19 protein-coding genes and 3 pseudogenes are annotated in these 20,621 nt (G+C 68.4%); 9 read left to right on the forward strand and 13 right to left on the reverse strand.

The features are described 5' to 3' along the window. Positions 1–9 precede the first annotated feature (9 nt). Both SACTE_RS27325 and SACTE_RS27330 read right to left on the reverse strand, forming a co-directional pair. Complete coding sequence (locus SACTE_RS27325; RefSeq protein WP_014049257.1) at positions 10–1,044, reverse strand: alcohol dehydrogenase catalytic domain-containing protein; 1,035 nt, start codon at positions 1,042–1,044, stop codon at positions 10–12. A 216-nt stretch (positions 1,045–1,260) separates the two neighbouring features. After that, entirely contained in the window at positions 1,261–2,109 is an 849-nt protein-coding gene (locus tag SACTE_RS27330; RefSeq protein ID WP_014049258.1) for an aldo/keto reductase, read from the reverse strand. Between the two features lie 572 nt (positions 2,110–2,681). Here SACTE_RS27330 and SACTE_RS27340 point away from each other — a divergent pair. Next, positions 2,682–3,569, forward strand: coding sequence for a helix-turn-helix transcriptional regulator (locus SACTE_RS27340; RefSeq protein ID WP_014049259.1), 888 nt, complete (start codon positions 2,682–2,684; stop codon positions 3,567–3,569). A gap of 176 nt (positions 3,570–3,745) precedes the next feature. After that, on the forward strand, positions 3,746–4,243 hold the full coding sequence (locus tag SACTE_RS27345) for a DUF402 domain-containing protein (protein ID WP_014049260.1): 498 nt from the start codon (positions 3,746–3,748) through the stop codon (positions 4,241–4,243). 223 nt (positions 4,244–4,466) lie between these two features. Here SACTE_RS27345 and SACTE_RS27350 read toward each other — a convergent pair whose 3' ends face one another. Further along, positions 4,467–4,865: a hypothetical protein gene (locus SACTE_RS27350; RefSeq protein ID WP_014049261.1), complete on the reverse strand. Its 399-nt coding sequence runs from the start codon at positions 4,863–4,865 to the stop codon at positions 4,467–4,469. Further along, positions 4,862–5,209 carry a hypothetical protein gene (locus tag SACTE_RS27355; protein WP_041676625.1) on the reverse strand — a complete coding sequence of 116 codons (348 nt, stop codon included), beginning with the start codon at positions 5,207–5,209 and terminating at the stop codon, positions 4,862–4,864. Before SACTE_RS27355 ends, SACTE_RS27350 begins: the two co-directional genes overlap by 4 nt. A gap of 14 nt (positions 5,210–5,223) precedes the next feature. Here SACTE_RS27355 and SACTE_RS27360 point away from each other — a divergent pair, with 14 nt between their 5' ends. From SACTE_RS27360 to SACTE_RS27375, 4 genes are read left to right on the forward strand one after another with little or no spacing between them, the layout of a single operon-like run. Continuing rightward, positions 5,224–5,424 carry an SDR family oxidoreductase gene (locus SACTE_RS27360; protein WP_019993084.1) on the forward strand — a complete coding sequence of 67 codons (201 nt, stop codon included), beginning with the start codon at positions 5,224–5,226 and terminating at the stop codon, positions 5,422–5,424. Further along, positions 5,421–5,888 carry a nuclear transport factor 2 family protein gene (locus tag SACTE_RS27365; RefSeq protein WP_014049262.1) on the forward strand — a complete coding sequence of 156 codons (468 nt, stop codon included), beginning with the start codon at positions 5,421–5,423 and terminating at the stop codon, positions 5,886–5,888. The genes SACTE_RS27360 and SACTE_RS27365 overlap by 4 nt, the downstream gene beginning before the upstream one ends. Beyond that, the gene (locus SACTE_RS27370; RefSeq protein WP_014049263.1) at positions 5,885–6,739 is read left to right on the forward strand and encodes a fumarylacetoacetate hydrolase family protein; all 855 of its coding nucleotides are present in this window, start codon (positions 5,885–5,887) and stop codon (positions 6,737–6,739) included. Before SACTE_RS27365 ends, SACTE_RS27370 begins: the two co-directional genes overlap by 4 nt. A gap of 4 nt (positions 6,740–6,743) precedes the next feature. Continuing rightward, a complete protein-coding gene (locus SACTE_RS27375; protein ID WP_226995187.1) occupies positions 6,744–7,142 on the forward strand; it encodes a Rid family hydrolase in 399 nt (132 codons plus the stop codon). 234 nt (positions 7,143–7,376) lie between these two features. Here the strand turns inward: SACTE_RS27375 and SACTE_RS27380 are convergent, their stop codons facing one another. Next, positions 7,377–8,009 (reverse strand): TetR family transcriptional regulator, encoded by a 633-nt coding sequence (locus SACTE_RS27380; protein ID WP_014049265.1) that lies wholly within the window; start codon positions 8,007–8,009, stop codon positions 7,377–7,379. Between the two features lie 60 nt (positions 8,010–8,069). Between SACTE_RS27380 and SACTE_RS27385 the strand changes: the two genes are divergently transcribed. Then, positions 8,070–8,942, forward strand: a complete 873-nt coding sequence (locus tag SACTE_RS27385) for a 2-dehydropantoate 2-reductase N-terminal domain-containing protein (RefSeq protein WP_014049266.1) — start codon at positions 8,070–8,072, stop codon at positions 8,940–8,942. A gap of 940 nt (positions 8,943–9,882) precedes the next feature. On the opposite strand, the gene SACTE_RS27390 is transcribed toward SACTE_RS27385, so the two are convergent. The 4 genes and pseudogenes from SACTE_RS27390 to SACTE_RS35235 form a co-directional block, all read right to left on the reverse strand. Further along, positions 9,883–10,473: an SMI1/KNR4 family protein gene (locus SACTE_RS27390; RefSeq protein WP_014049267.1), complete on the reverse strand. Its 591-nt coding sequence runs from the start codon at positions 10,471–10,473 to the stop codon at positions 9,883–9,885. Next, on the reverse strand, positions 10,442–10,753 hold the full coding sequence (locus tag SACTE_RS35230; RefSeq protein WP_309251272.1) for a TIGR02391 family protein: 312 nt from the start codon (positions 10,751–10,753) through the stop codon (positions 10,442–10,444). Before SACTE_RS35230 ends, SACTE_RS27390 begins: the two co-directional genes overlap by 32 nt. A 115-nt stretch (positions 10,754–10,868) precedes the next feature. After that, on the reverse strand, positions 10,869–11,381 hold the full coding sequence (locus tag SACTE_RS33485; protein WP_078492665.1) for a CPCC family cysteine-rich protein: 513 nt from the start codon (positions 11,379–11,381) through the stop codon (positions 10,869–10,871). Between the two features lie 201 nt (positions 11,382–11,582). Then, positions 11,583–11,775, reverse strand: a pseudogene (locus SACTE_RS35235) (XRE family transcriptional regulator); the annotation flags it as partial. On the opposite strand from SACTE_RS35235, the pseudogene SACTE_RS34100 reads away from it, so the two are divergent. Further along, positions 11,776–11,898: pseudogene (locus tag SACTE_RS34100) on the forward strand (IS5/IS1182 family transposase); the annotation flags it as partial. Positions 11,899–12,005: 107 nt separating this feature from the next. Beyond that, positions 12,006–12,191 (forward strand): annotated as a pseudogene (locus SACTE_RS33495) (transporter); the annotation flags it as partial. Positions 12,192–12,915: 724 nt separating this feature from the next. Here the strand turns inward: SACTE_RS33495 and SACTE_RS27405 are convergent. The 4 genes from SACTE_RS27405 to SACTE_RS27425 form a co-directional block, all read right to left on the reverse strand. Next, positions 12,916–16,173, reverse strand: coding sequence for an RHS repeat-associated core domain-containing protein (locus tag SACTE_RS27405; protein WP_019993078.1), 3,258 nt, complete (start codon positions 16,171–16,173; stop codon positions 12,916–12,918). Between the two features lie 146 nt (positions 16,174–16,319). After that, on the reverse strand, positions 16,320–16,841 hold the full coding sequence (locus tag SACTE_RS34415) for a hypothetical protein (RefSeq protein WP_014049271.1): 522 nt from the start codon (positions 16,839–16,841) through the stop codon (positions 16,320–16,322). Between the two features lie 818 nt (positions 16,842–17,659). Next, positions 17,660–18,202 carry a transposase gene (locus SACTE_RS27415; protein WP_019993076.1) on the reverse strand — a complete coding sequence of 181 codons (543 nt, stop codon included), beginning with the start codon at positions 18,200–18,202 and terminating at the stop codon, positions 17,660–17,662. Positions 18,203–18,491: 289 nt separating this feature from the next. Further along, complete coding sequence (locus SACTE_RS27425; protein ID WP_014049272.1) at positions 18,492–20,252, reverse strand: CocE/NonD family hydrolase; 1,761 nt, start codon at positions 20,250–20,252, stop codon at positions 18,492–18,494. Positions 20,253–20,621: the final 369 nt, after the last annotated feature.

Genomic DNA, 20,621 nt, shown 5'->3' on the forward strand with positions numbered 1-20,621 from the left:
TGCGGGCGGTCACGGGCGCACCAGTACCTTCAGCGCCTCGCGGTCGTTCATCGCCCGGTAGCCGTCGGCGATGTCCTCCAGGCCGACCGTACGGTCGAAGACGCGGCCGGGCCGGATCGAACCGTCGAGGATGTGCGGCATCAGCTCCTCGATGTAGGCACGGGCGGGCGCCACGCCGCCGGTGAGCGTGATGTTGCGCAGGAAGTCACCGAAGCCGAAGGGTACGTCGGTGAACTGCGGGGCGCCGACCCGGCTGATCGTGCCGCCGTCCCGCACGATGCCGAAGCTCTGCCGGATCGCGTCCTCGAGCCCCACGCATTCGAGGACCTTGTGGCTGCCCTCGCCGCCGGTCAGCTCCTTCACACGGGCGATGCCCTCCTCGCCGCGCTCGGCGACCACGTCGGTGGCCCCGAAGTCACGGCCGAGGTCGGTGCGCGCCGTGTGGCGGCCCATGAGGACGATCTGCTCGGCGCCCAGCAGCCTGGCGGAGATCACGGCGGCCAGGCCGACCGCGCCGTCGCCGACGACGGCCACGCTGTCACCGCGTCGTACACCGGCGGTACGGGCGGCGTGGTAGCCGGTGCACAGGATGTCGGAGAGGGTCAGCAGGTCCGGCAGCAGGCCGGAGTCCTCGCCGACCGGCAGCGCGACCAGGGTGCCGTCGGCGTAGGGGACGCGGGCGGCCTGCCCCTGGCCCCCGTCCACACCGTCCACGCCCCACGATCCGCCGTGCACGCAGGAGGTCTGCAGGCCCTCGCGGCAGTAGGCGCACGTGTTGTCGGAGTAGACGAAGGGGGCGACGACCAGGTCGCCGGGCTTCAGCGTGCGTACGTCCGCGCCGGTCTCCTCGACCACCCCGAGGAACTCGTGGCCCATGTGGCGGGGGCTGTCGGTGGGCGGCGCCGACCTGTACGGCCACAGGTCGCTGCCGCAGACGCAGGACAGCACGATCCGCACGACCGCGTCGGTGGAATGGTGGATCTCGGGATCGGCGACGTCCTCGACACGTACGTCGTCGGCCGCGTACAGCAGGGTGGCTCGCATGAGCAGGGCTCCTCAGGGGGTGGGGCGGAAGTCGCCGCGCCGGGTCCGGCCGTCAGCGCGGTGCCAGGTGGTCGCCGGTGCGCACCATCCACGTGGTCACCGGGTCACGCGGGGTGCCGTCGGGGCGTCCGGACTCGAGGTCCGGCTCCTTCGCGGCACCGGTCTTCTCGAGGTCCGAGTCGTTCCAGGCCGGATCATGGCCGTTCCCTCCGGGTCTCAGGAGTCGAGGGCGGCGTTGCCGAGCCGGCTGACCATGGCGGGGTCGCGGTGGTCGAAGAACAGCGACGCCCCGGTGTCCATGGCGGCGATGGTCCTCATCTGGTCGTCGGTGAGCTCGAAGTCGAAGAGGTCGAGGTTCTCCGCCATGCGCTCGGCGCGTACCGACTTCGGGATGACGACGACGCCGCGCTGGACGAGCCAGCGCAGCACGACCTGCGCGACGGACTTGCCGTGCCCGTCGGCGATCTTGCTCAGGCGCGGGTCGGTGAAGAGGTGGTTGCGGCCCTCGGCGAAGGGACCCCATGACTCGATCTGCACCCCGCGCTCACGCATCAGTTCCTGGTCCGCCGTGCGCTGGAAGAACGGGTGGGTCTCGACCTGGTTCACCGCGGGGGTGATCTCGTTGTGGTCGATGAGGTCCACGAGCCGGTCCGGGTGGAAGTTCGAGACCCCGATCGCCCGGACGAGCCCCTCCTCGTGGAGGCTCTCCATGGCACGCCAGGAGCCGTAGACGTCGCCGTAGGGCTGATGGATCAGGTAGAGGTCGAGGTGGTCCAGGCCGAGCTTGCGCAGCGAGGTGTCGAAGGCGCGCCTCGCCTTGTCCTCGCCGGCGTCGGAGACCCACAGCTTGGTCGTGACGAACAGGTCCTCGCGCGGGATGCCGCTGCCGCTGATCGCACGGCCGACGGCCTCCTCGTTGCCGTAGGAGGCGGCGGTGTCCAGGGAGCGGTAACCGGCGGCGAGGGCGTCGGTGACGGCCTGCTCGGTCTGCTCGGGCGGGATCTGGTAGACGCCGAAGCCGACGACCGGCATCTCGATGCCGTTGTTCAGGGTGACGGTCTGCATGAGGGCTCCTTGCGTGCGGTGTTTTCCTGGGTTTCGAAGGCGGCGTCAGTGTTCGAGCATGGCCGGAGCGCCTTCGGGATGGGTTTCGCCGACGGCCGGGGACGGACCGGGGAGCCTGTCGAGCTGTTCCGGGGGGAGCCGGACCTCGGCCGCGGCGGTGTCCTCCTCGACCCGGTGGACGCGCCCGGTACCGGGGACGGGGGCGATGTCTTCACCTTGCGCCAGCAGCCAGCCCGGCGCGACCCGCGCCGAAGTGGCCCCGCGTCGGCGGCGACGGCCCGGACCTCGTTGGCGATGTCATCCACCTCGGTGTGCTCCACTGCTTGCCGCCTCTCGTCGTTCCCCGCCCCTGTGGGCCGTCGCGCGGCGGGGCTCGTGCAGCGGCGGTACCCGCAGGACGGCGGTGCGTCCCAGCCGCCGTGCCGGGCGGACACGTCGCGCCGACACGTTCCAGCCTGCCCCCGTGTGCCGGACACAGGCAGGGCGAGCCGTGCGGGGGAGTGGCCGGCGGGGGTGTGACAGGGCCCCCCTCGGCGGGCATGTCGGGACGGGGACGGAGTAAGAATTGCCTCATGGCACCCGAGCAGCACAGCAGCGGCGACGAGCTGGGACGTTTCCTGCGTGCCCGCCGTACCCGGACCAGCCCTGGGAGCGTGGGCCTCACTCCCGGCCCCGGTGTGCGCCGGACACCCGGTCTGCGGCGGGAGGAGCTGGCCACCCTCGCCGGGGTCAGCATCGACTACTACACCCGGCTGGAACGCGCCAAGGAGACCAGGCCCAGCCCCGCCGTCGTCGACGCCATCGCCCGTGCCCTCCAGCTCGACGACGCCGAACACCAGCACCTGCGCTCCCTGGCCGTGCGCGCCGCCCGCTATGCGCCCGGCCCCGCCCCGGCGCCGACCCGCACGGTGCGTCCGCAGGTGGAACTCCTGCTGGAGAGCGTGCGCCCCAACCCGGCCTACGTCCTCAGCCGCAGCATGGACGTGCTCGCTCACAACCCCGGCGGCCTCGCCCTCTACGCCGGCATCGCCGACTGGCCGGTCAGACAGCAGAACCTCGCCCGGTACCTCTTCCTCCACCCGTCCGCCCGTGACGTCTTCCCCGACTGGGAGAACCAGATCCGCGGCTGCGTCGCCCGGCTGCGCGCTCTGGCCGGCACTGATCCCGACGCCCCCGACCTGACCGGGCTCGTCGGCGAGCTGCTGCTCAAGAGCCCCGCCTTCGCCGGTCTGTGGGAGCGCTACGAGGTCACCGGGCGCAAGAACGCCACCAAGACCTTCCAGCACCCTCAGGTCGGGAAGATCACCCTTGCCTTCCAGGGCATGGCCCTGGAAGGCACCCCCGGTCACCGGATGGGCGTCTACACAGCCGAACCGGGTACGCCCGACCACGACGCCATGCTGCTGCTCGACATGACCGCCGCACCCGTCGGGCCGAGTCCGTCCACGCGGCGGCGGTGACCCGAGTCGCCCCCGCTCGTCGTCGGCATCCTCGGCAGCCGCGCCCCCGGATGACCCGGAATCGCGAGAATCCGCTCCGGGCCGACCGGTGACCGTGAGCGATCGGCGCAAGTCCTGTGTCCGATAGGCTGATTGCTTGCTCGAGAGGTGCTTCACCAAGAAACCGGAGCAGTGGGATGCGACAGCTGATGGACGTGGTCCTGACGAAGGCCGGTCGGGTCAAGATCCGCTACCAGGCCAGGCTGCTGGCCGACGACGGCACCCGGATCTCGGTCCTGGCCCCCTGGTCGGCGCCGGGCGTCCGCGACTTCGGCTTCGTCCGCTTCGAACCGGGAGACGTGTTCACCGAGCACTACTGGCGAGACCGCTGGTACGCCGTCAAGGAAGTGCGCGACGGCGAGGGCCAACTCAAGGGCTGGTACTGCGACATCACCCGGCCCACAGCGGTCCGCGAGACCGCCGAGGGCGGAACGGAGATCGAGGTCGAGGACCTCGAACTCGACCTCTGGGTTTCGGCGGACGGCTCCGAGGTCCTGCGTCTGGACGAGGACGAGTTCGTGGCCGGCGGGCTCGCCGACCGGGACCCGGACGCCGGGAGGCAGGCCGTAGCCGCACTCGACGAGCTGGAGCGGCTGGCGAAGGACGGGGGTCTGCCCGGCATGCTGGCCGGCTGACACGCGTCGAGCGGACGCTCGGCCTCATCCGCGGACCGGCGCTCCTCGGTGCCGTCGTGTACGGGCGGACCGGGTGGAGCCCGGCCCCGACGGCCCGGGCGGCGCTCTTCGGTACCGGACTCTCCATGACGTACCTGCTGGTCGCAGCCATGGGGCCGACGCGGGTCATGGCCCTCGTCCCGCTGTCGACCGGGTTCTTCCGACGATCACGCCCCGGCCCCGGTCAAGAGCCGGCGGCGGCGTTGTGCGCGGTCTTGCGCACACCGATGGTGGCCAGAGCCACGGCGGCGGCCAGCATCCCGATGCCGCCGACCAGTGCGCAGGTCCGCAGCGCGTCGGTGAAGCTCGCGCCGTAGACGGACTGGGCCTCCGCCGTGGTCGGGCCGGTGGAGAGGCGAAGGAAGGCACCGGCCTGGATGCCGGCGTCGGAGACCATACCCAGTACCTGCCCCCGGTCGGCAGTGCCGAGGTCCGAGGCCGCGAGATGGCCTGGCAGGGTGCTCAGGGTGCGGTTGGTGAGGAGCACGCCGAAGACCGCCGGGCCGAGCGCGCTGCCGATCTGGCGCAGGGCGCTGCTCGCGGCACCTGCGGTGGGGGCGAGGCGGGGCGGCAGGCTGTTCACGGCGATGGTGGTGATGGGGGCCGTGGCCAGGGCGATGCCGCCGTGGCCAGGGCGATGCCTATGCCGAGTATGCCGATGACCGCGGCGGAGCAGGCGACACCGGTGGACGCGTCGAAGGTCGTGACGAGGAGGGCGCCGATGCCGCCTGTGACGAGGCCGGCGATCAGGACGAGGCCGGGGGTGGTGCGGACCATGAGGCGTCCGACCAGCGGGCCGAGGAGGACGGTGAAGCCGTTGAGGGGGATGAGGCGGATGGCGATGTCGAAGGTGGAGTCGTGGTGCACGAGGCCGAAGTACTCGCTCAGGGTGAAGACGAGTCCTGCTCCCGGAGCGGATCGACACACCGAGGCAGGAGTTCATGGCCCGGCGGATGATGGCGGCCGAGGGCATCGACCGGGACGAGGCCCGCAGGCGCATCGCGTCGACCGTCGCGGCCCGCCGACTCGGCCGTCCCGAGGAGTTCGGCGACGCCTGCGCGTTCCTGTGCAGTGCGCAGGCCGGGTACATCTCGGGCCAGAACCTCCAGCTCGACGGCGGCTCGTACCGGGGGGTCCTGTGAGTACCGTCGTGAACGCGGACGCCGCGACCAGGGCCGAGCTCACCGCCCTCGATGAGCGCCGTCGCGCGGCGCTCGTCGCGGTGGACCTCCCGGCGCTGGACGCGATGTTCGACGACTCGCTCGTACACGTCCACGCCCCCGGGCTCACGCACAGCAAAGCCCAGCTGCTGGAGCACGTCGCGACACGGCGGGCCTACCTCGACTCGACGCGGGGCGAGCTGAGTATCCGGCTCGTCGGCGACGTGGCCGTCATGACGGGCCGGCTGACCAACCGGCTCCGTTCCCCCGAGGGGGGCGAACGCGTACTCGGGGGAGTCGTCACCCAGGTGCTGCGGCGCTGCGACGACGGCGAGTGGCGCTTCCTCAGCTTCCAGATGACGCCGGACGGCGAACACGTATGGCCTGCGATGCCCTCGGAGCTGGAGGCGCAGGACGAGACCACAGGGAAAGACGGACAACGATGAAGATCGCACGATTCCGCGTAGCCGAGGGCCCCGTACGGCTCGGGCGCGTCGACGGTGACCGGGTCACCGACATCTCCGGCGTCCCGGGTGTCGGCACGTCGCTGCGCGCGATCCTGCCGGTGCTCGGCACGCTCCGGGAGGCCGTCCTCGCAGCTGAGGGCCCGAGCCTTCCGCTCGACGCCGTCGTGCTGGAGGCGCCGGTCGACGACCCGCAGAAGTACCTCGGTATCGGCATGAACTACAGGGAACACGCGGAGGAGGCGCGCCAGGCCGGCGTGCCGGTCCCGACCAGCCAGATGTGGTTCAACAAGCAGGTGTCGTGCATCGTCGGTCCGCACGACGCGATCCACGAGCCGACGGTGTCGGACGAGCTCGACTACGAGGTGGAGCTGGGAGTGGTCATCGGCCGGCGCTGCCGGCACGTGGCCGCCGAGGACGCCCGCTCCGTGATCGCGGGCTACCTCGTGGCCAACGACGTGTCCGTGCGCGACTGGCTCGCCAAGCGGTCGCCCACCTTCACGCTGGGCAAGTCCTTCGACACCCATGGGCCGATCGGCCCATGGCTGACGACGGACGACGAGATCGCCGACCCGCACGCCCTGCGGATGCGGCTGTCCGTCAACGGCGAGGTACGACAGGACTCGTCCACCAACGACATGATCTACGACATCTACGAGCAGATCGCCTACCTGTCACAGGTCATGACGCTCATGCCGGGCGACATCCTCGCCACCGGCACCCCCGCGGGGATCGGCGCCCCCATCGGACGGTTCCTCAGGACGGGAGACGTCGTGCGGGCCGAGATCGAGGGCCTCGGGGTGATCGAGAACCATGTCGTCGCCGCACCCTGACCGCGTGCCGGGCCGGGTCAGTGTCTACCTCCCCAGCTTCGGGCACGCCAATCCCGTTCCGGCGGCGAGCCGCATCGGCCCGTTCCTCGCCTCGGGCGCCCTCACAGGCCGTGACCCGGCGACCGGTGAGATGCCGGAGGATCTCCGAGCGCAGTGCGCGAACGTGTTTGCCCATGTCCGCGCACTCATGGCCGCCGTGGACGGCGCGACGGACGACATTCTCAAGATGACGTTCCGGCTCGCCCGGTATCGCGACCGGGGCCCTCTCAACCGGGAGTGGACCACGATGTCCCCCGATCCCGCCCACCGGCCCGCCCGCCAGGTGGTCGCGGCGCGGCTGGATGGCGGCGCGCTCGTCCACTGCGACCTCATGGCGATTCTCGGAGACCCGAGAGGCCTGTGACCGCAGGTGCCGGGACCACCCCGCACCTGCGGGGTGGTCCCTACGGGCAAGGGCGACGCCCTGGTTCGCCAGGGAAGGTGTCCGTGCCGAGTGCTCCGCGTCGGCCGTAGCACGCGGGTCGTCACCCCGATCCCGGCCGCGACGGGATCGAGGAGCACGAGGACCGGCAAGGTGATACGCCACTTCCGAGCGATCGCAGCCTGGCGCCAGGACGGCGGATGCGGCGAAGGCGGACTATCGAACGGTTTCGGTCGCCGGGGCGCTCATCGCTGCCGTCAGGAACGTGATCGCCCAGCGCTTGGCCTCCCCGCCTGTCGCTGCGGAGCAGCTGGGTGTGGGCTGGTTGTGGACCTCGACGCGATCCACGGCCGTCACGGCGAGGGTTCCCCGCAACCGGAACCACAGCTCTTGCGGGGCAACGCCAGGCAGTGCGCGGGCGAAGGCCGACAGGAAGCGCTCACGGACGGCAGCTTCGTCCGGGCCGGTCCAGCTGCGGGCCTCTTCGGCCGGATCGCTGAGGATCGTCATGATCAGTCGGGAGGTGCGGGCTCCGCCGGCATCGTCGGCGGGCATCTCGTCGAACAGAGGGCCGACAAAGGCTTCCACGAGGTCGGCGACGCCCGGATCTGCGGTCCTGGAAAGAATCTCGTCGAGCCGGGCGTGCTGGGCCTTGTTGATGGGCTCGATCACGCGTCGGGCCACCGCGGCCATGAGTTCCGCCTTCGACCCGAAGTGATAAGCCACAGCGGCCAGGTTCGCCCCGGCGAGGTTGGTGATCGCGCGAACAGAGGTCCCGCGGTAGCCGTTCTCGGCGAAGAGGCGTTCGGCGGCGTCGAGAACCTTGGTCCGGGTGTCAGGAAGCGCCATGCGCCGTACTATACAGACGACTGATTAAAACGAACGTTTGACTCGTACGGATGTGATCGCATGAAACTGCTCGTCTACGGCGCCGGGATATGTGGCAGCCTGCTCGCAGCTCACCTGCACGAGGCCGGGCTCGACGTCTCGCTCCTCGCCAGGGGACGACGACTGGCGTCCCTGCGCCGGCACGGTGTGCAACTCGCCGAGGAGGACAGCCCCGCCGTGCGACGGGTACGTGTCCCGGTGGTCGAGCACCCCGCGGGCGGATACGACCTGGCCGCCGTCACCGTCCGCACCCATCAGGTGGACGCGGCGCTGAAGTCACTGGCCGACTTCGAGGGCGACGTGCTGTTCCTCCACAACTGGGCGGCCGGCGCACAGCCGCTGGAAGAAGCCATCGGCCGTGGGCGCGTGCTGCTCGGCTTCCCTCCCGTCGGCGGCACCACGGACGGCGACGTGGTCCGCTACCGTGCGAGCAACTTCGTGACCAGCCGAGTCCCCATGCCGATCGGCGAACCCGACGGGCGCACCACCCCACGGTTGGAACGGATCGTCCGCACCTTCCGCGCTGCCGATGTCAACGCCAGGATCGAGCCGCGGATGGACGCCTGGCTCAAGACCCACGCCGCATTCTCGGAACCGCTCGGACGGGCCGCGTACACGGCAGGCGGCCCGGCAGCTCTGGCCGAGGATCCCGACGCTGTCCGCGGAATGCTCCACCTCATGCGCCAGAACCTTGCCGCCATGCCGACACCGCCGGTACCGCGCACGTTCGGCGCACTGCAGACGCTGCCGCAAGGACTGCTCGTGGCCCTGCTGCGGCGCTTCCTGCGCAGCCGGACCGCCACCCGCAGCGGACTCAGTGACACCTCTCCTGCGACGGCCGCCGAACTGGACCTACTGGCCGAACAACTGCGCACCACCGCGCAAGCCCGATAGGCCATCGGCGACAGAGCCATCTCGACAGCACCACGACCTGGTGCGCGGCCGAGGTCTCCCGTTGAGCCGATTCGTTCGCTTCATCTGATCACCGGTCCGGTTGTGTCGTTGACTGACGCGCAGTGGGCGCGGATTGAGCCGTCGCTTCCGGACCGGACGCCGAAGCGGGGTGGCCGCTGGCGGGATCAGCGGTAGGCGATCCCGCCAGTGCCTTCACGTTTCGGACCGGAACGCGGTGGGTCCACCTGCCGGAGAAGTACGGCAACTGGAGAGGCGTCTACAACCGGCTCCGGAGGTGGGCCGTCGACGGCCGGCCGAGCCCCCTCCTCGTCGGCCTGGACCATCAGCGCGGGTCGGTGGACTCCACGATCTTCCGTGTGCACCGGCACGCTGCCGGGGCCCGCAAAAAGGGGGACCCGGCAGGCGAGCCGGCTGACCACGCCATCGGCCGGTCCCGCGGAGGACTGAGCGCAAAGATCCACCTCGCGGCCGACGGCCGCTGCCGCCGGTTGGCGTTCGGCCTGACCGGCGGACAGGCCAGCGAGGCTCCGGCTTTCACCCAAGCGATGGCGCGCTTGCGCGTTCCCCGCCGTTGAGGCAGGCCGCGCACCCGGCCCGACGTGATCCCGGCGGACAAGGCCTGCTCGTCCCGCACAATTCGAGAGCACCTGCGGAGCCGTCGTACCCGAGCGGTCGCCCCGTCCCGGGCGGATCAGAACTCGCACCGGCTGCGACGAGGCAGTCGAGGCGGACGCCTTCCCGTCGTCGACCGTAGGCGTCACAAGCAGCGCAACACCGCCGAGCGGTGCAGCAACCGCCTCAAGCAGTGGCGAGAGATCGCCACCCGCTGCGAGAAGACGCTTACCGCCTACCTGGCCGGTGTCCATGTCGTGGGCATCTTCCTCCGGTCGGCCCGCCGATTCGGATGGGACGGCCTTGGCTAGGCATCCGCGAACCAGGAGCGGCCCTGGGCCCAACGGGTCACCCAGCCCGAGAAACCGGGCGTGCCCGGCATCAGGCAGGTGCCCGGCCGGGTGCCGAAGGGTATCGCGCAGTTCTCGTCGATCAGCCAGACATGACCGCGCTGCGGTCCGGTGACGATCAAATGCCAGTACATGCCGCAGCCATCGGTGCCCAACAGCAGTGAGCCGTGGTCGTACACGGGGGCTGTCCGGTCTTCGAACTCCTGCTCAGACAGAGCCGCCTCGTCGCCCTCCGCCTCCCACAGCCATGCCGCCGTGAGAGGGAAAGGTTCGGCGAGTAGGCGCTCGGGGCCGCCTGAGTCCCAGTCGTCGGGCGTTTGCGTGAGGGGCAGCAGACCGTAGTAGGGCGGCCCCGCGCGCAGACCGTCGCAGACCTCCGCCACAAACGTGCGGTACGGCTCCGGAAGCAGAATGCCGTGCTCCGCCTCGAAGGACCGCACCGCATCCGAGCCGATGGGCGGCAGTGCCTCGGAACGGGACGCGAAGATCTCGCGGAGGGCAGCCAACTCGGCTGGGTCACATGCTTCCGTGTTCATGCCGGTCATCATGCAAGATCCGAAAGAGACGGCCCAGGCCGCGCTCCACGATGCACCGCTCGATCCAGCGAGCCAGGACACTCAGGGTCGCCAGCGGCTCCAGCGCCTTCTGTTCGGCCCAGGTCACCGCATCCGCGTGAGCGGCAACGTTCCGCAGGGCGAGGAAGGCACCCAGCCGCGAGGTACTTGGCACCTCCTGGCGGTCGCTCCAGGACGGTGTGTTGCGGTCGCCGCGAACCACAGGCGCGGTTTGCCTGCGACGGGGCCCTTCGTGCCGAAGGTTTGCCTGCACACGTCCGAGCGGTGTCTCACACTCTCTGTCCCACCAGCTCGGCGAAGCCAGGAGCAGCAACGCGGGCCGGGTCCGAACCCATGTGAATGAGCCTTTCGGTGGGCCAGTTGAGCGTTCATTCCTGTATCGGGGCCGGGGGAGCCGTCGGTTGCTCGTCCCGCCGCCAGAATGTCGGACGCCACCAGTACAGAGCGCTCAGGTCCTCAGGCCATGCTCCACTACTGCTGGGCGTTTCAAAGGAGTCCCGCGACGGGTCGATCGGGCGCCATTCCGGATCCAGCGGCTCATCCTGTGCCGGAGGTCGCACGTGTCTGAGGAAGCGTTCTTCCATCGCACCGAAACGCTGGTAGTTGCGTTGTGCGTCCACCAGGCACACCGCGTTGGCGCCGAAGCTCCATGGCCACCGCAGCTGGGCCAGGTCTTCTTCCCAGAAGCAGACGGAGCAGATGTCGTACGACCCCATCTCGCCGAACATCTGGTGTCCACAGCAGGGGCAGGGCAACCAGCCTCCGGGGGGCGGCGCAGTAGTGCTCTCGGGGGCCACCAACGAATCCCCTGCCGCCTCTGCTGCTTCCAGTGCCTCCAACTCGGCCAGCTCAGCTCGCATTTGTCCATCTGCGTCGCTCATGGACGCAAGTCTATGAAGAGCCCCATCCGGCAGATCAGCGAGCAGCGCCCCTGTGACCTGCCAGGTGTTCTCACCGTGGGCCAACCATGAAGCCGACACGGACGGCTGAAGCGCTCAAGGGGCCAGATGCAGCGCTCACTGGCCAACTACAGCGCTCAGCCACAACAGGTCCGGGGCCCGCTCGCGCTCAGCACGCGGTCACAGGTCGAGCTCCAGGTGCTCGATGTCCGTGAATCGGGCCTCGTCCGTCGATCCCGACCGGGGCGATGTAGCCCATGCGGGCGCGGGTGTCGATGACGATGCCGCCCGTGGATGCCGCTTTCGCCTTGGCCTCGGCCCGGATCTGCGGCTGCCACCGCTTCTTCACCTTGCGCTTCATGCGCGCGGCGAGGTCGTCGAGCACGTTTTCGCCCGCATGAAGACCTGGAAGATCCTCCGCGACTGCCGCCTCGAAGGCGACGGCGTCCACCACGCCATGCTCGGCATCGCGCGGCTGCGCAACCTCGCCCTCGCTGGTTTCGTCGTCGCGATGCTGCTGACGCAGTGCGCGCAGAGCGGACGGACCTTCTGGGGCTGGACCGAGGAGGAATGGTTCCACCTGCTCGGCCGCACCCAAGCCGAGTTCCGCCGCAACGCGCCCACCTGGGCAGGAAGGCCGACCCGAAAAGCGTCGATCTCACTCCCGGATTCACGCGGGACGTGACGGGGCTCGGTCACCACGGCGCGGGCGACCTGGAGGTGCAGCTGCGCACTGAACGGGAACTGGAGCGTGCTCAGGACCTGTTCCGGCTGAGCTACGCCGCGGCGTGAACGAGTAATGGGCCCCGAGGCCAGGTGGGTTTGCCTGATCAAGTTGTCGTCTGTCGCGATGCGGCCCTTCGAAGTGGCGGTCAGGTAGTGGCGGTGGAGCTATAACTATTCGGTGGTTCCCCGGTTTCGGTAACCGGGGAACCACCGGTATATCAGGGCTTGATCAAGTTCCCTGAGTGTCCGGGTTGTTGGTGATGCCCAGGAGTGGGAGGGCTCGTTCGCGCTGGTCGCGGATCCTATTCCAATCCATGCTTCGTTGATCTTCTGCACTACGATGAGGTAGAGGAGTACCAGGATGCACGGCGCCGTGGCAATGCTCGTCCACTGCAGATTACGACGAGTCTTAGCGGTGTCGGGCATAGATATTTTGGACTGTTACCGACGACGAGACAAAACGAGCAGAACCGCCACGATGAAAACTCCGAAGACTAGGGCGATCCCCCAGGTCGGCAGTCCAGCAGCGGACGGTGGCATAATCAGTGACATTGTCATCGCTTGAGCCCCTTGCGCAGGAAGTAAAGCCCGCCAACCGTCAGAACGGCACCGAAGGCGATCGGCAGCACCGCCCGAGTCCTTCCGTCACCGGCATCCTGCAAGCCGAGGTAGAACAAAGCGACGCCGCAAATCAGCGCTATGGACGCTGATCCTATTATTGTGGCTATACGCATTGATAACTCCTGCCCTCCCAGGGGGCGGGAGCCATATCCCGCCCCCGGCTTCTGGATCAGCTGTATGCGGCTGTCGTCGCCCCGGCGGCTCCGGCAGCTACGACGGAGCACCCGGTGAGGCCAGCGCCGACCGAGACACCAAGAGTGGCGAAGGCGCCGGCTGCGGCACCGGCCATGCACAGCCCTTCGACTCCAATGCCGACGAGTATGCCCATTTTGGTAGCGTTCGCACCCTCCGTGTTACCTGTCAAAGTGTCGTAAGTGAGACTCGCCCAGTCTCCGATGCCGGTGACGTCACCGAAGCTGAGCAGCCCGGTGGGGTCGGTCTGGTTGATGGGGTCGCCTGCGGCGTAGAGGTAGGCGTTGGTTTCCTGGCCGCTGGGGTCGGGTTGGGTGAAGCGGCCGAGGTTGGGGTCGTAGTAGCGGTGGCCCATCTTGTACAGCCCTGAGGGGTCGAGGTAGGTGCTGGTGTAGCGGTAGGGCTGGTTGGTGCCGGTGTTGGTGCGCGGTTCGCCGTAGGGGCCGTAGGTGTAGGTGGCGGTGCGCTTGCTGGCGGTGTCGACCAGGCCGATGACCGAGCCCTGGGCGTCGGTGAGGTAGTACTGGCTGTTTCCCCCGCTCCTCATAGCCACCAGCGTGCCCGAGGGTTCGCGGACGAAACCGGTCGCGGTGCCGGAGGCGTTCTGGTTGCTGAGGCCGACGGCGGAGTTGGTGAAGGTCGTGGAACCGGCCTTGAGGCGTTGGGTGGTGTCGGTGCCGGCGTAGGTCTGGTTCGTCGTGGTGCCGGACTGGGTGTAGGCGCTGAACTGGGTGAAGGGGGTCCAGGTTTCGTTGGTGCGGGTGCCGGTGGGGCTGGCGGCGCTGGTTTCGTTGCCGGCGCCGTCATAGGTGAAGGCGGTGTTGCCGTTGAAGGCGGTCAGCTGGCCGGCGTCGTTGTAGGTGGCCTTCTGGGTGGCGGCGTCACAGGTGGCGGGCAGGGTGGTGCCGGAGGAGCGGCCGGTGCGGTTGCCGGCCTTGTCGTAGCAGTAGGCCCAGCCGGCGGTGGTGGCACCGCTCTTTGTCTCCACCGCCTTGGTCAGGCGGCCTGCGGTGTCGTAGGTGTAGGCGGTGGCGGCGCCGTCAGCGGTGCGCTTGCGGATCTTGTCGGTGTCCTTGCCCGCGTTGGCGTAGTCGTAGGAGATCGTCGACAGCGTCGTCGTGCCTGCCTTGACCTCGATCTTCGTGGGGCGGCCGGAGTCGTCGGGGGTGACGTTCTGGGTGGTGCCGCCGGGGAAGGTGGTCTTGGTGCGCTCGCCGTTGTTGTTGTAGCTGTAGGTGGTCTTGGCGCCGCCTGGCTCGGTGACCGAGGTGAGCTGGCTGGCGTCGTCGTAGCCGTAGGTGACGGTGCCGGCGGAGTCGGTGGCAGTGGCCACGTTGCCGGTCGCGTCGTAAGTGATCGAGGTGGCCGGGGTGCCGGGCAGGGCGCGGGTGCGTTCGCGGTTCCGCTCGTCGTAGGTGAACGTCGATGTCCCGGCGGGAGTGGTGCGGGTCTTGAGGTTGCCGTCGGCGTCGTAGGTGAAGGCGGCGGTGACCGAGCCGGCCTTCTGGGTCTTGATGCGGTCGCGGTTGTCGTAGGTGTAGGTGGTGGTAACACCGCGGCCGTCGGTCATACTTTCCTGGCGGCCGAGGTCGTCGTAGGTGTAGGTGATGGGCTTGAGCGGGCTGGGCGGGGTGACCTTGGTCAGGTTGCCCTTGTCGTCGTAGGTGTAGCTGGTCTTTTTCTCCCGCGGATCGGTGGCGGTGCAGCGTTGGCCGGGCAGGCCGCCGCAGTCCATCTCACCCGTCTTGGGGTTGTAGGTGTAGGTCCACTTCGCGGCGGTGCCGCCGGAGGTGGAGTCGGTGGAGGTGAGCAGGTTGCCCGAGGTGTCGTAGGCGTTGGTGGTCTTCTCCGCGCTGGCGGAGGTGGCTGTGTCGGGGAAGTAGCCGCTGCCCTTCTTCACCCATGTCGCCGTCGCTGATGCCCCGGTGGGGATGGCGACGGATTTCGGGTTGAAGGCCTCGTCGTAGGTGTAGCTGGTGACGTTGCCGTCGTCGGGGGCGGTGCCCATCGCGTCGGTGGCGGTGGCGATGTCGTTGTCCGGGCCCCAGGACTTGGAGCGTTTGTGGCCGAGGGGGTCCTCGGTCTTCTTGGTGCGCCAGTAGCCGTCGACCGTTTTGAGGGTGTTGTTCCCTCGCGGATCGGTGATCTGGACGAAGCCCTCGCTGCTGGTGTTGTCCGGGCCCAGCGCCCAGTTGAACACGGTGGTGTTGCCTGCTCCGGTGGCGTTGTTCACCACGCGGTTCAGGGAGGCGACCTTGGTGCTGTTCCAGGTGAACCTGGTCTGCCGCCCCTCCGCGGTCGTCACCTTGGTCAGGCGGTTGGAGGAGTCGTAGTCGAAGGTGGTGCTCTTGCCGTCGGTGTCGGTGAACGTTTTGATCAGGTCACCGGTGTAGGTGTAGCCGATCGAGCGGCCGGTGTTGTCGGAGACCTCGGTGATGTGCTGGCCGTCGTTGGTGAACACCAGGGTGCGTCCGGACGCCGAAGTGATCTTCGATGTGAAGTTCCCCGAGTAGCTGATCGTGGTGGCGTTGCCGTTCTTGTCCTCCACCTTGGAGACCCTCGCGGGCCCGGTGGTGCCCGGGCGGGTGAAGGTGGTCTTCTCCCCGGTACGGCGGCTGGTGAGGGTGAAGGATTTCTTGTCCGAGGCTTCGCTCAGGTCCTGCTTGTAGCCCTTGGCCGGGGTGAAGCCCGAGCCGTCGCGGGCGAAGACCGCGGCGGTGCCCGAGGGGCCCTGGACAGAGACGCCGTCGGGAGTCGGTTCCGTGACGCGGTAGTCCGCTCCGGTGGTGGCGTTCCAGCCGATGCTGTTGAGGCTGTTGAAGGTGTTGCCGTAGGACAGACCGGGGCCTGCGTCGGCGATGTCGAAACCCTCGACGGTCAGGAGCAGGTTGCCGTTACCGTAGTTGACCTGGGCGCTGACACCGTCGGAGAGCTGGGCGGAGAAGAACTCCGACCAGGGGACCTGGCCGACACCGAGAGCGTAAAAACCTGGGTCGGCCGCAGTGGACTTCGCCAGCGGCTGCCCGGTGGTCTCCGCCGTCTTCAGCGGGGTGCTGGCCGGTGCCTTCGTCACCCCCAGCGGGGAGGGTTTCGGCTTCGCCGCGGTGGCCGGCGCCGCAGCAGGACCCGGAGCCGTAAGGGGCTGGGCGCTGGCGGGGAGGGCGGCGGTCATGGTGGCCGTCGCGGTGGCCACGGCCAGGACGGACAGCGGAAGCCGGTGTCTGTGGCGCCGCATTGCGGGCATGCGAGGATTCACGAAGGTCTCTCCGATGCGTGAGATGGCGAAGGAGCAGGACCTGTTGGGGCGGCATCCCTGCACGGATGCCGCCCCGCCCTGTCCCTGGCGGGAAGTGGTGTGTGAACAGCCCGGTGAGGGGGCCGTCAGCAGCGCTTGGAGGTACGGGTGCTGAGCGGATGGGGATCGGCCGGGATGTTGATCGTTCCGTCGGCCGAGGTGCACTCGTCGGCCGTGTCGGCCGCGTTGCTCCAGAACTCCTGCGCGTGGGTGTTGAAGACCGTTCGCTGGCCGACCAGGGAGTTGCGCTCGTAGGCCCACACGCCGACGGTCAGGTTGAAGTTGATGTTCTGGTCCAGGAAGGACTTCCACGCCCACACATAGCCGTAGTTCTTGTCACAGCTGGGCGAGTAGAACTGCTTGACCGAGGCGATCGTCTCCGTGCCCCGGTAGATGTACTCCGTCGTGCCGATCTGGGCGGCGTCCGCACACACCCCCGCCGCCGTCGCCACCGCACTGAGCGGGTTGCCGGCCTCCGTACCCGCCGCCCCCACCGCGGCGTTCGCCGCCTGCTGCTGCGGCGTCGCCCCCGGCCCGGTCGCCGCCGATGCCACCCCGGTGCCCAGCAGCGACAACGTTGCCCCCGCGACCGTCGCCGCCACAGTCATACGCGCACGTCTCACGTGCAAACCCCCCTGTGCGAAAGCGTGTCCCCGGCACCCGGCACGAGCACCAGGCAATTCACGCGAATGAAGGCGCACCAGCCGGTGCGCCTTCGCATCATCGCCATAACCCCCACCGGAACGGCGTGTTCCGGGGCCGTCGCTACAGTAAGCCAACACCTTGACGCTCCGTGACACCATGGATTCAGAAGGCGTTTTTCCTGCATACCCGAGGCAAACCATTCACGCCGCTGGCGATTCCTCAGGCTGATGCCATGCATAGATGTTCAAAGCACAAGACAGGGCGTCAGGTGTGAGTTGAGCAACACGCATGACACCCGGACAGCAGGGCACACGGGCCCGTTTGACCTGTCCTCAGCACACGCGTCCCACCGACAGCACATCCCGACCCGCCAGACCAACGAGGTGCGCCTCCGGCCGGGACGAACCGGGGGCAAGGTCCGCAACCGCAAAGAGCGTTTTGTCCCGGCAGGGGTGCTTCATCGCAGTTCAGGTGGCAGAACGGTGCGGGTCGGCTGAGAAGCCGTTGTCGTACCGAGAGATTCGATTGCGGGTCGAACTTGGGTGCCCGGTCGGGTGGTCGGCTCGTGGTAGAGGAATGACAGCAGGGCCTCCTGAACAGCTCATGGGTGTTGAAGTCCATTCGAGCGTCAGGAGGCCCTGTGCCTCAGTCTTACGTGCTGGTGTTGGTGGAGTCCAGCCCGGATGCACCGTCGTGTGACTCTCTCGCCCACGTGTACGGGACATGGTGAGCGGCCTCGTCGTTACCCCTCGGACATGACGGATGAGGAGTCAGGGCTTGATCAGGTTCCCTGAGTGTCCGGGTTGTTGGTGATGCCCAGGAGTGGGAGGGCTCGTTCGGGCTGGTCGCGGATTGCCCGGGTGGTCTTGGCGATGTTGATGGCTCCGAGGGTTTTGAGCAGACCGACAGCGAGGTTACGGAAGGTGGCCATGGCGCGAGGTGCGGTGCCGGTGTGGAGGGTGGAGGCCTCCTCGGCGTAGGTCACGTCTCTCACATGGCGCAGGGCCTCGACGGTCCAGTGGCCGCGGACGGCGGCGGCGAGTTCGGCCGGAGTGGTCTCGTGGGCGTCGAGACTGGTGACGGCATAGACCGTCTCGCGGCTCTCGCACCCACCGGTCTGTTTGCGGCGTCTGTGGACGCGGAGGGCGAGGCGGCCGTGGGGGAAGGCGATCCCGCCGAGTTCGTCGGCGATGCCGCAGGTCTTGATGGAGCGGGACTCCCGGCGGCCGTGTCCGGCGGAGGAGGCGGTGTGCTGAACGGCGCTGTCTGGCCAGGGCAGGGCGGCGAGCTGCCGGTAGGTGGTCGGCTGGTTCCGCTTGATCATGGCGATGTAGTGGCTTTCTTCGTCTCGACCAGCCAGGTGACGTTCGCCTTAACCGAATGCAGGGCGTCAAAGGTGATCAAAGATCCGTCCAGGTCCAGTGGTTCGAGCAGGGGCCGGAAGTGCGCGGTCTCGTTCGTCTTCGCTCCGACCTCCGCCTGTGCGAGGGTCAGGGCCCTGTGGTGGGTGACCGCGGAGAGCAGATGCTTGCGGCCGGCGGACAGTCGGGCCGACCCTCTCAGCGACTTGCCGTCGACCGCGCGTGACGGGATGCCCAGCGACGTGGCGTTCCTCAGCGTTGCGTGCTGGCGTTGGGCACCGTGAACGTGGCGGGGCCGGGCTTCAGCTGCGCTGAGTTGATCTGCGTGAAGATGTCGATCCACGGTGCCTGGTCGCCACCGGTGGCCGTGTCTTCGGCCGGGTCGCCAAGGGGCAGTTGGAGACGGGTGTCGTTGATCCGGATCTTGTGCTTGGATGGGGTGTCGAGCCAATCGCCGGATCGTACCGAGCCAATCTCCACGGCGAGGCGATGACCGGCCCGGAGGGTCCAGTCCGTCGACTTCAGCTCGATGTCCAGCTGGTCCTGGTCCAGCCGGGAGACCCGCTCGTCGAATGCCACAGCGTTGCCGTCGGCGTCCACGTCGTACAGCTTGACCATTACGTTGCCCTCTCCCCTTGCCGTCATGCTGACCCGGGGCGTGCCCGTTACCCGGGTGGCCGTTTCAAGAGGTCCGGACCAGACGAAGAAGCTTCCGGCGGCACGACCGACTTCGCCTTCAGGGGGTGCCGGCTGTGAGCCCGCTCCGCTGTCCACGTACGAGCCGTTGCCGAGGTGGAGGTTCGCGGAGAGGTTCGGTGTGGGCCAGGACTTCTCCGCGCGCCAGTCGCCGAGGTTGTCCTGGACGACGAAGTTCGGAAAGCGGACCTTCGGGGCGATGCCCTTGAGGTGTTCGTCGTAGAAGGACAACGTCTCCTTGAACCAAGTCGCGCGTCCCATCGCGAACTTGCCGTCCGATGTGCGTTCGTTGCCGCGTACGTGGTCCCAGGGGCCGATCCAGGCACGTTGGGGACCGCGGTGGTTGTCGAGGAACTCCTCCATCCCCACGGGGAGAGTGTTGGTCTCGGCGGTGCCCTGGGTGAACAGGAGCGGAGTGTCGGTGTTTTTGGCGTGCCTGGCCGGGCTGCGGTCTTTCCAATACTGGTCATCCGGGTCACCGATGGAGGGGCCGTAGGAGTTGAGGGCCAGGCACTCGGGGTGCTTCGTCTCGTACGCGGCGTTGGTGCGGTACCGCTTGTCCTCGTCCGGCAACTGGGCCAGGCCGGCGATGCGGTTGTAGCTGGTGGGCATTTGGACGCTGTTCGGGCGGGGCACGCCGTTGGAGTGCAGTTGCTGATACAAATCCCAGATGGGCTCCTGGGCGACGACTGCTTTCAGCGCGTCGTGTTTCGCGTTGTTGCCGAGGAGGCCGGTGTAGGCGTCGAAGGATTTTCCGTACATTCCTACCGCTCCTGTGGACCAGGGCTGTTTCGAGCTCCAGTCGATTGCGGCCTTGACGTCGGCCTGGTCTCCGGCGCCGCCGAGGTCGAGGCATCCGGTGGAGCCGCCGAAGCCGCGGGTGTCCACCATGACGAAGGCGTAACCCTTGTCGAACAGGTCGGTCCCCTCGAGGAGGTCCTGGAAGCGTCCCGAGGGGCCGGCATGCTCCTCCTCGACCTCCATCTCCCCGGAGTGGCCGAAGTACGCGCCGGCCGACATGATCACGGGGACCTTCGCGCCCTCGGGGAGGCCCTCCGGAAGCAGCACATCGGCGTGCAGCTCGGTGCCGGAGTCGTCCGAGGAGGGGAAGTAGTGTTGGGTCCACCGCGCCCCTTCCGGCACCCGATCGTTCTTCTCGTGGGTGACCGAATGGGTGGCAGTGGCAACAGCTGTCTTTCCTGCGCGGTCGCCGTCAGTCGTCCGGCCCGGCGTGGCGACGGCTGCCCCCGTGAGGGCGCCGGTCACAGCGCAGGCCGTGATCAGTGCTGTAGCGGTGGCGGCTGATCGCTTCCTCATGAAGTGCTCCTGAGTTCGGGTGCGGGCTGACACGGGAGGACGGCACTCGCACGCCGACGTCGGCCCTGCGCGGAGCCGAACGCCGCCCTGTCACTTAGTGACATTGTCACTAAGTGACGAGAGTTGCAAGTGAGGCTCGTCGCCCCGGGCGGGCCGCACGGTCCGCGGTGAGGGATGCGGTGAACTTCGGCGCGTGAGGTGATGTGCCGTGAAGCCCCTCGGGCGTACTTTCGGGCAGCGCGGCCGTCGCTCTCGCCGGTTTCGCGGCGGAATCCGCCTATCAGTGCACTCGACCTGCGGGTCAGGGTCGGCCGGGTCGAGAGGCGGGGTCGTGTGGGGGCTGGCGAAAATCGTCACTTAGTGCCAATG

Source organism: Streptomyces sp. SirexAA-E (assembly GCF_000177195.2).
GTDB classification, from domain to species: domain Bacteria; phylum Actinomycetota; class Actinomycetes; order Streptomycetales; family Streptomycetaceae; genus Streptomyces; species Streptomyces flavovirens.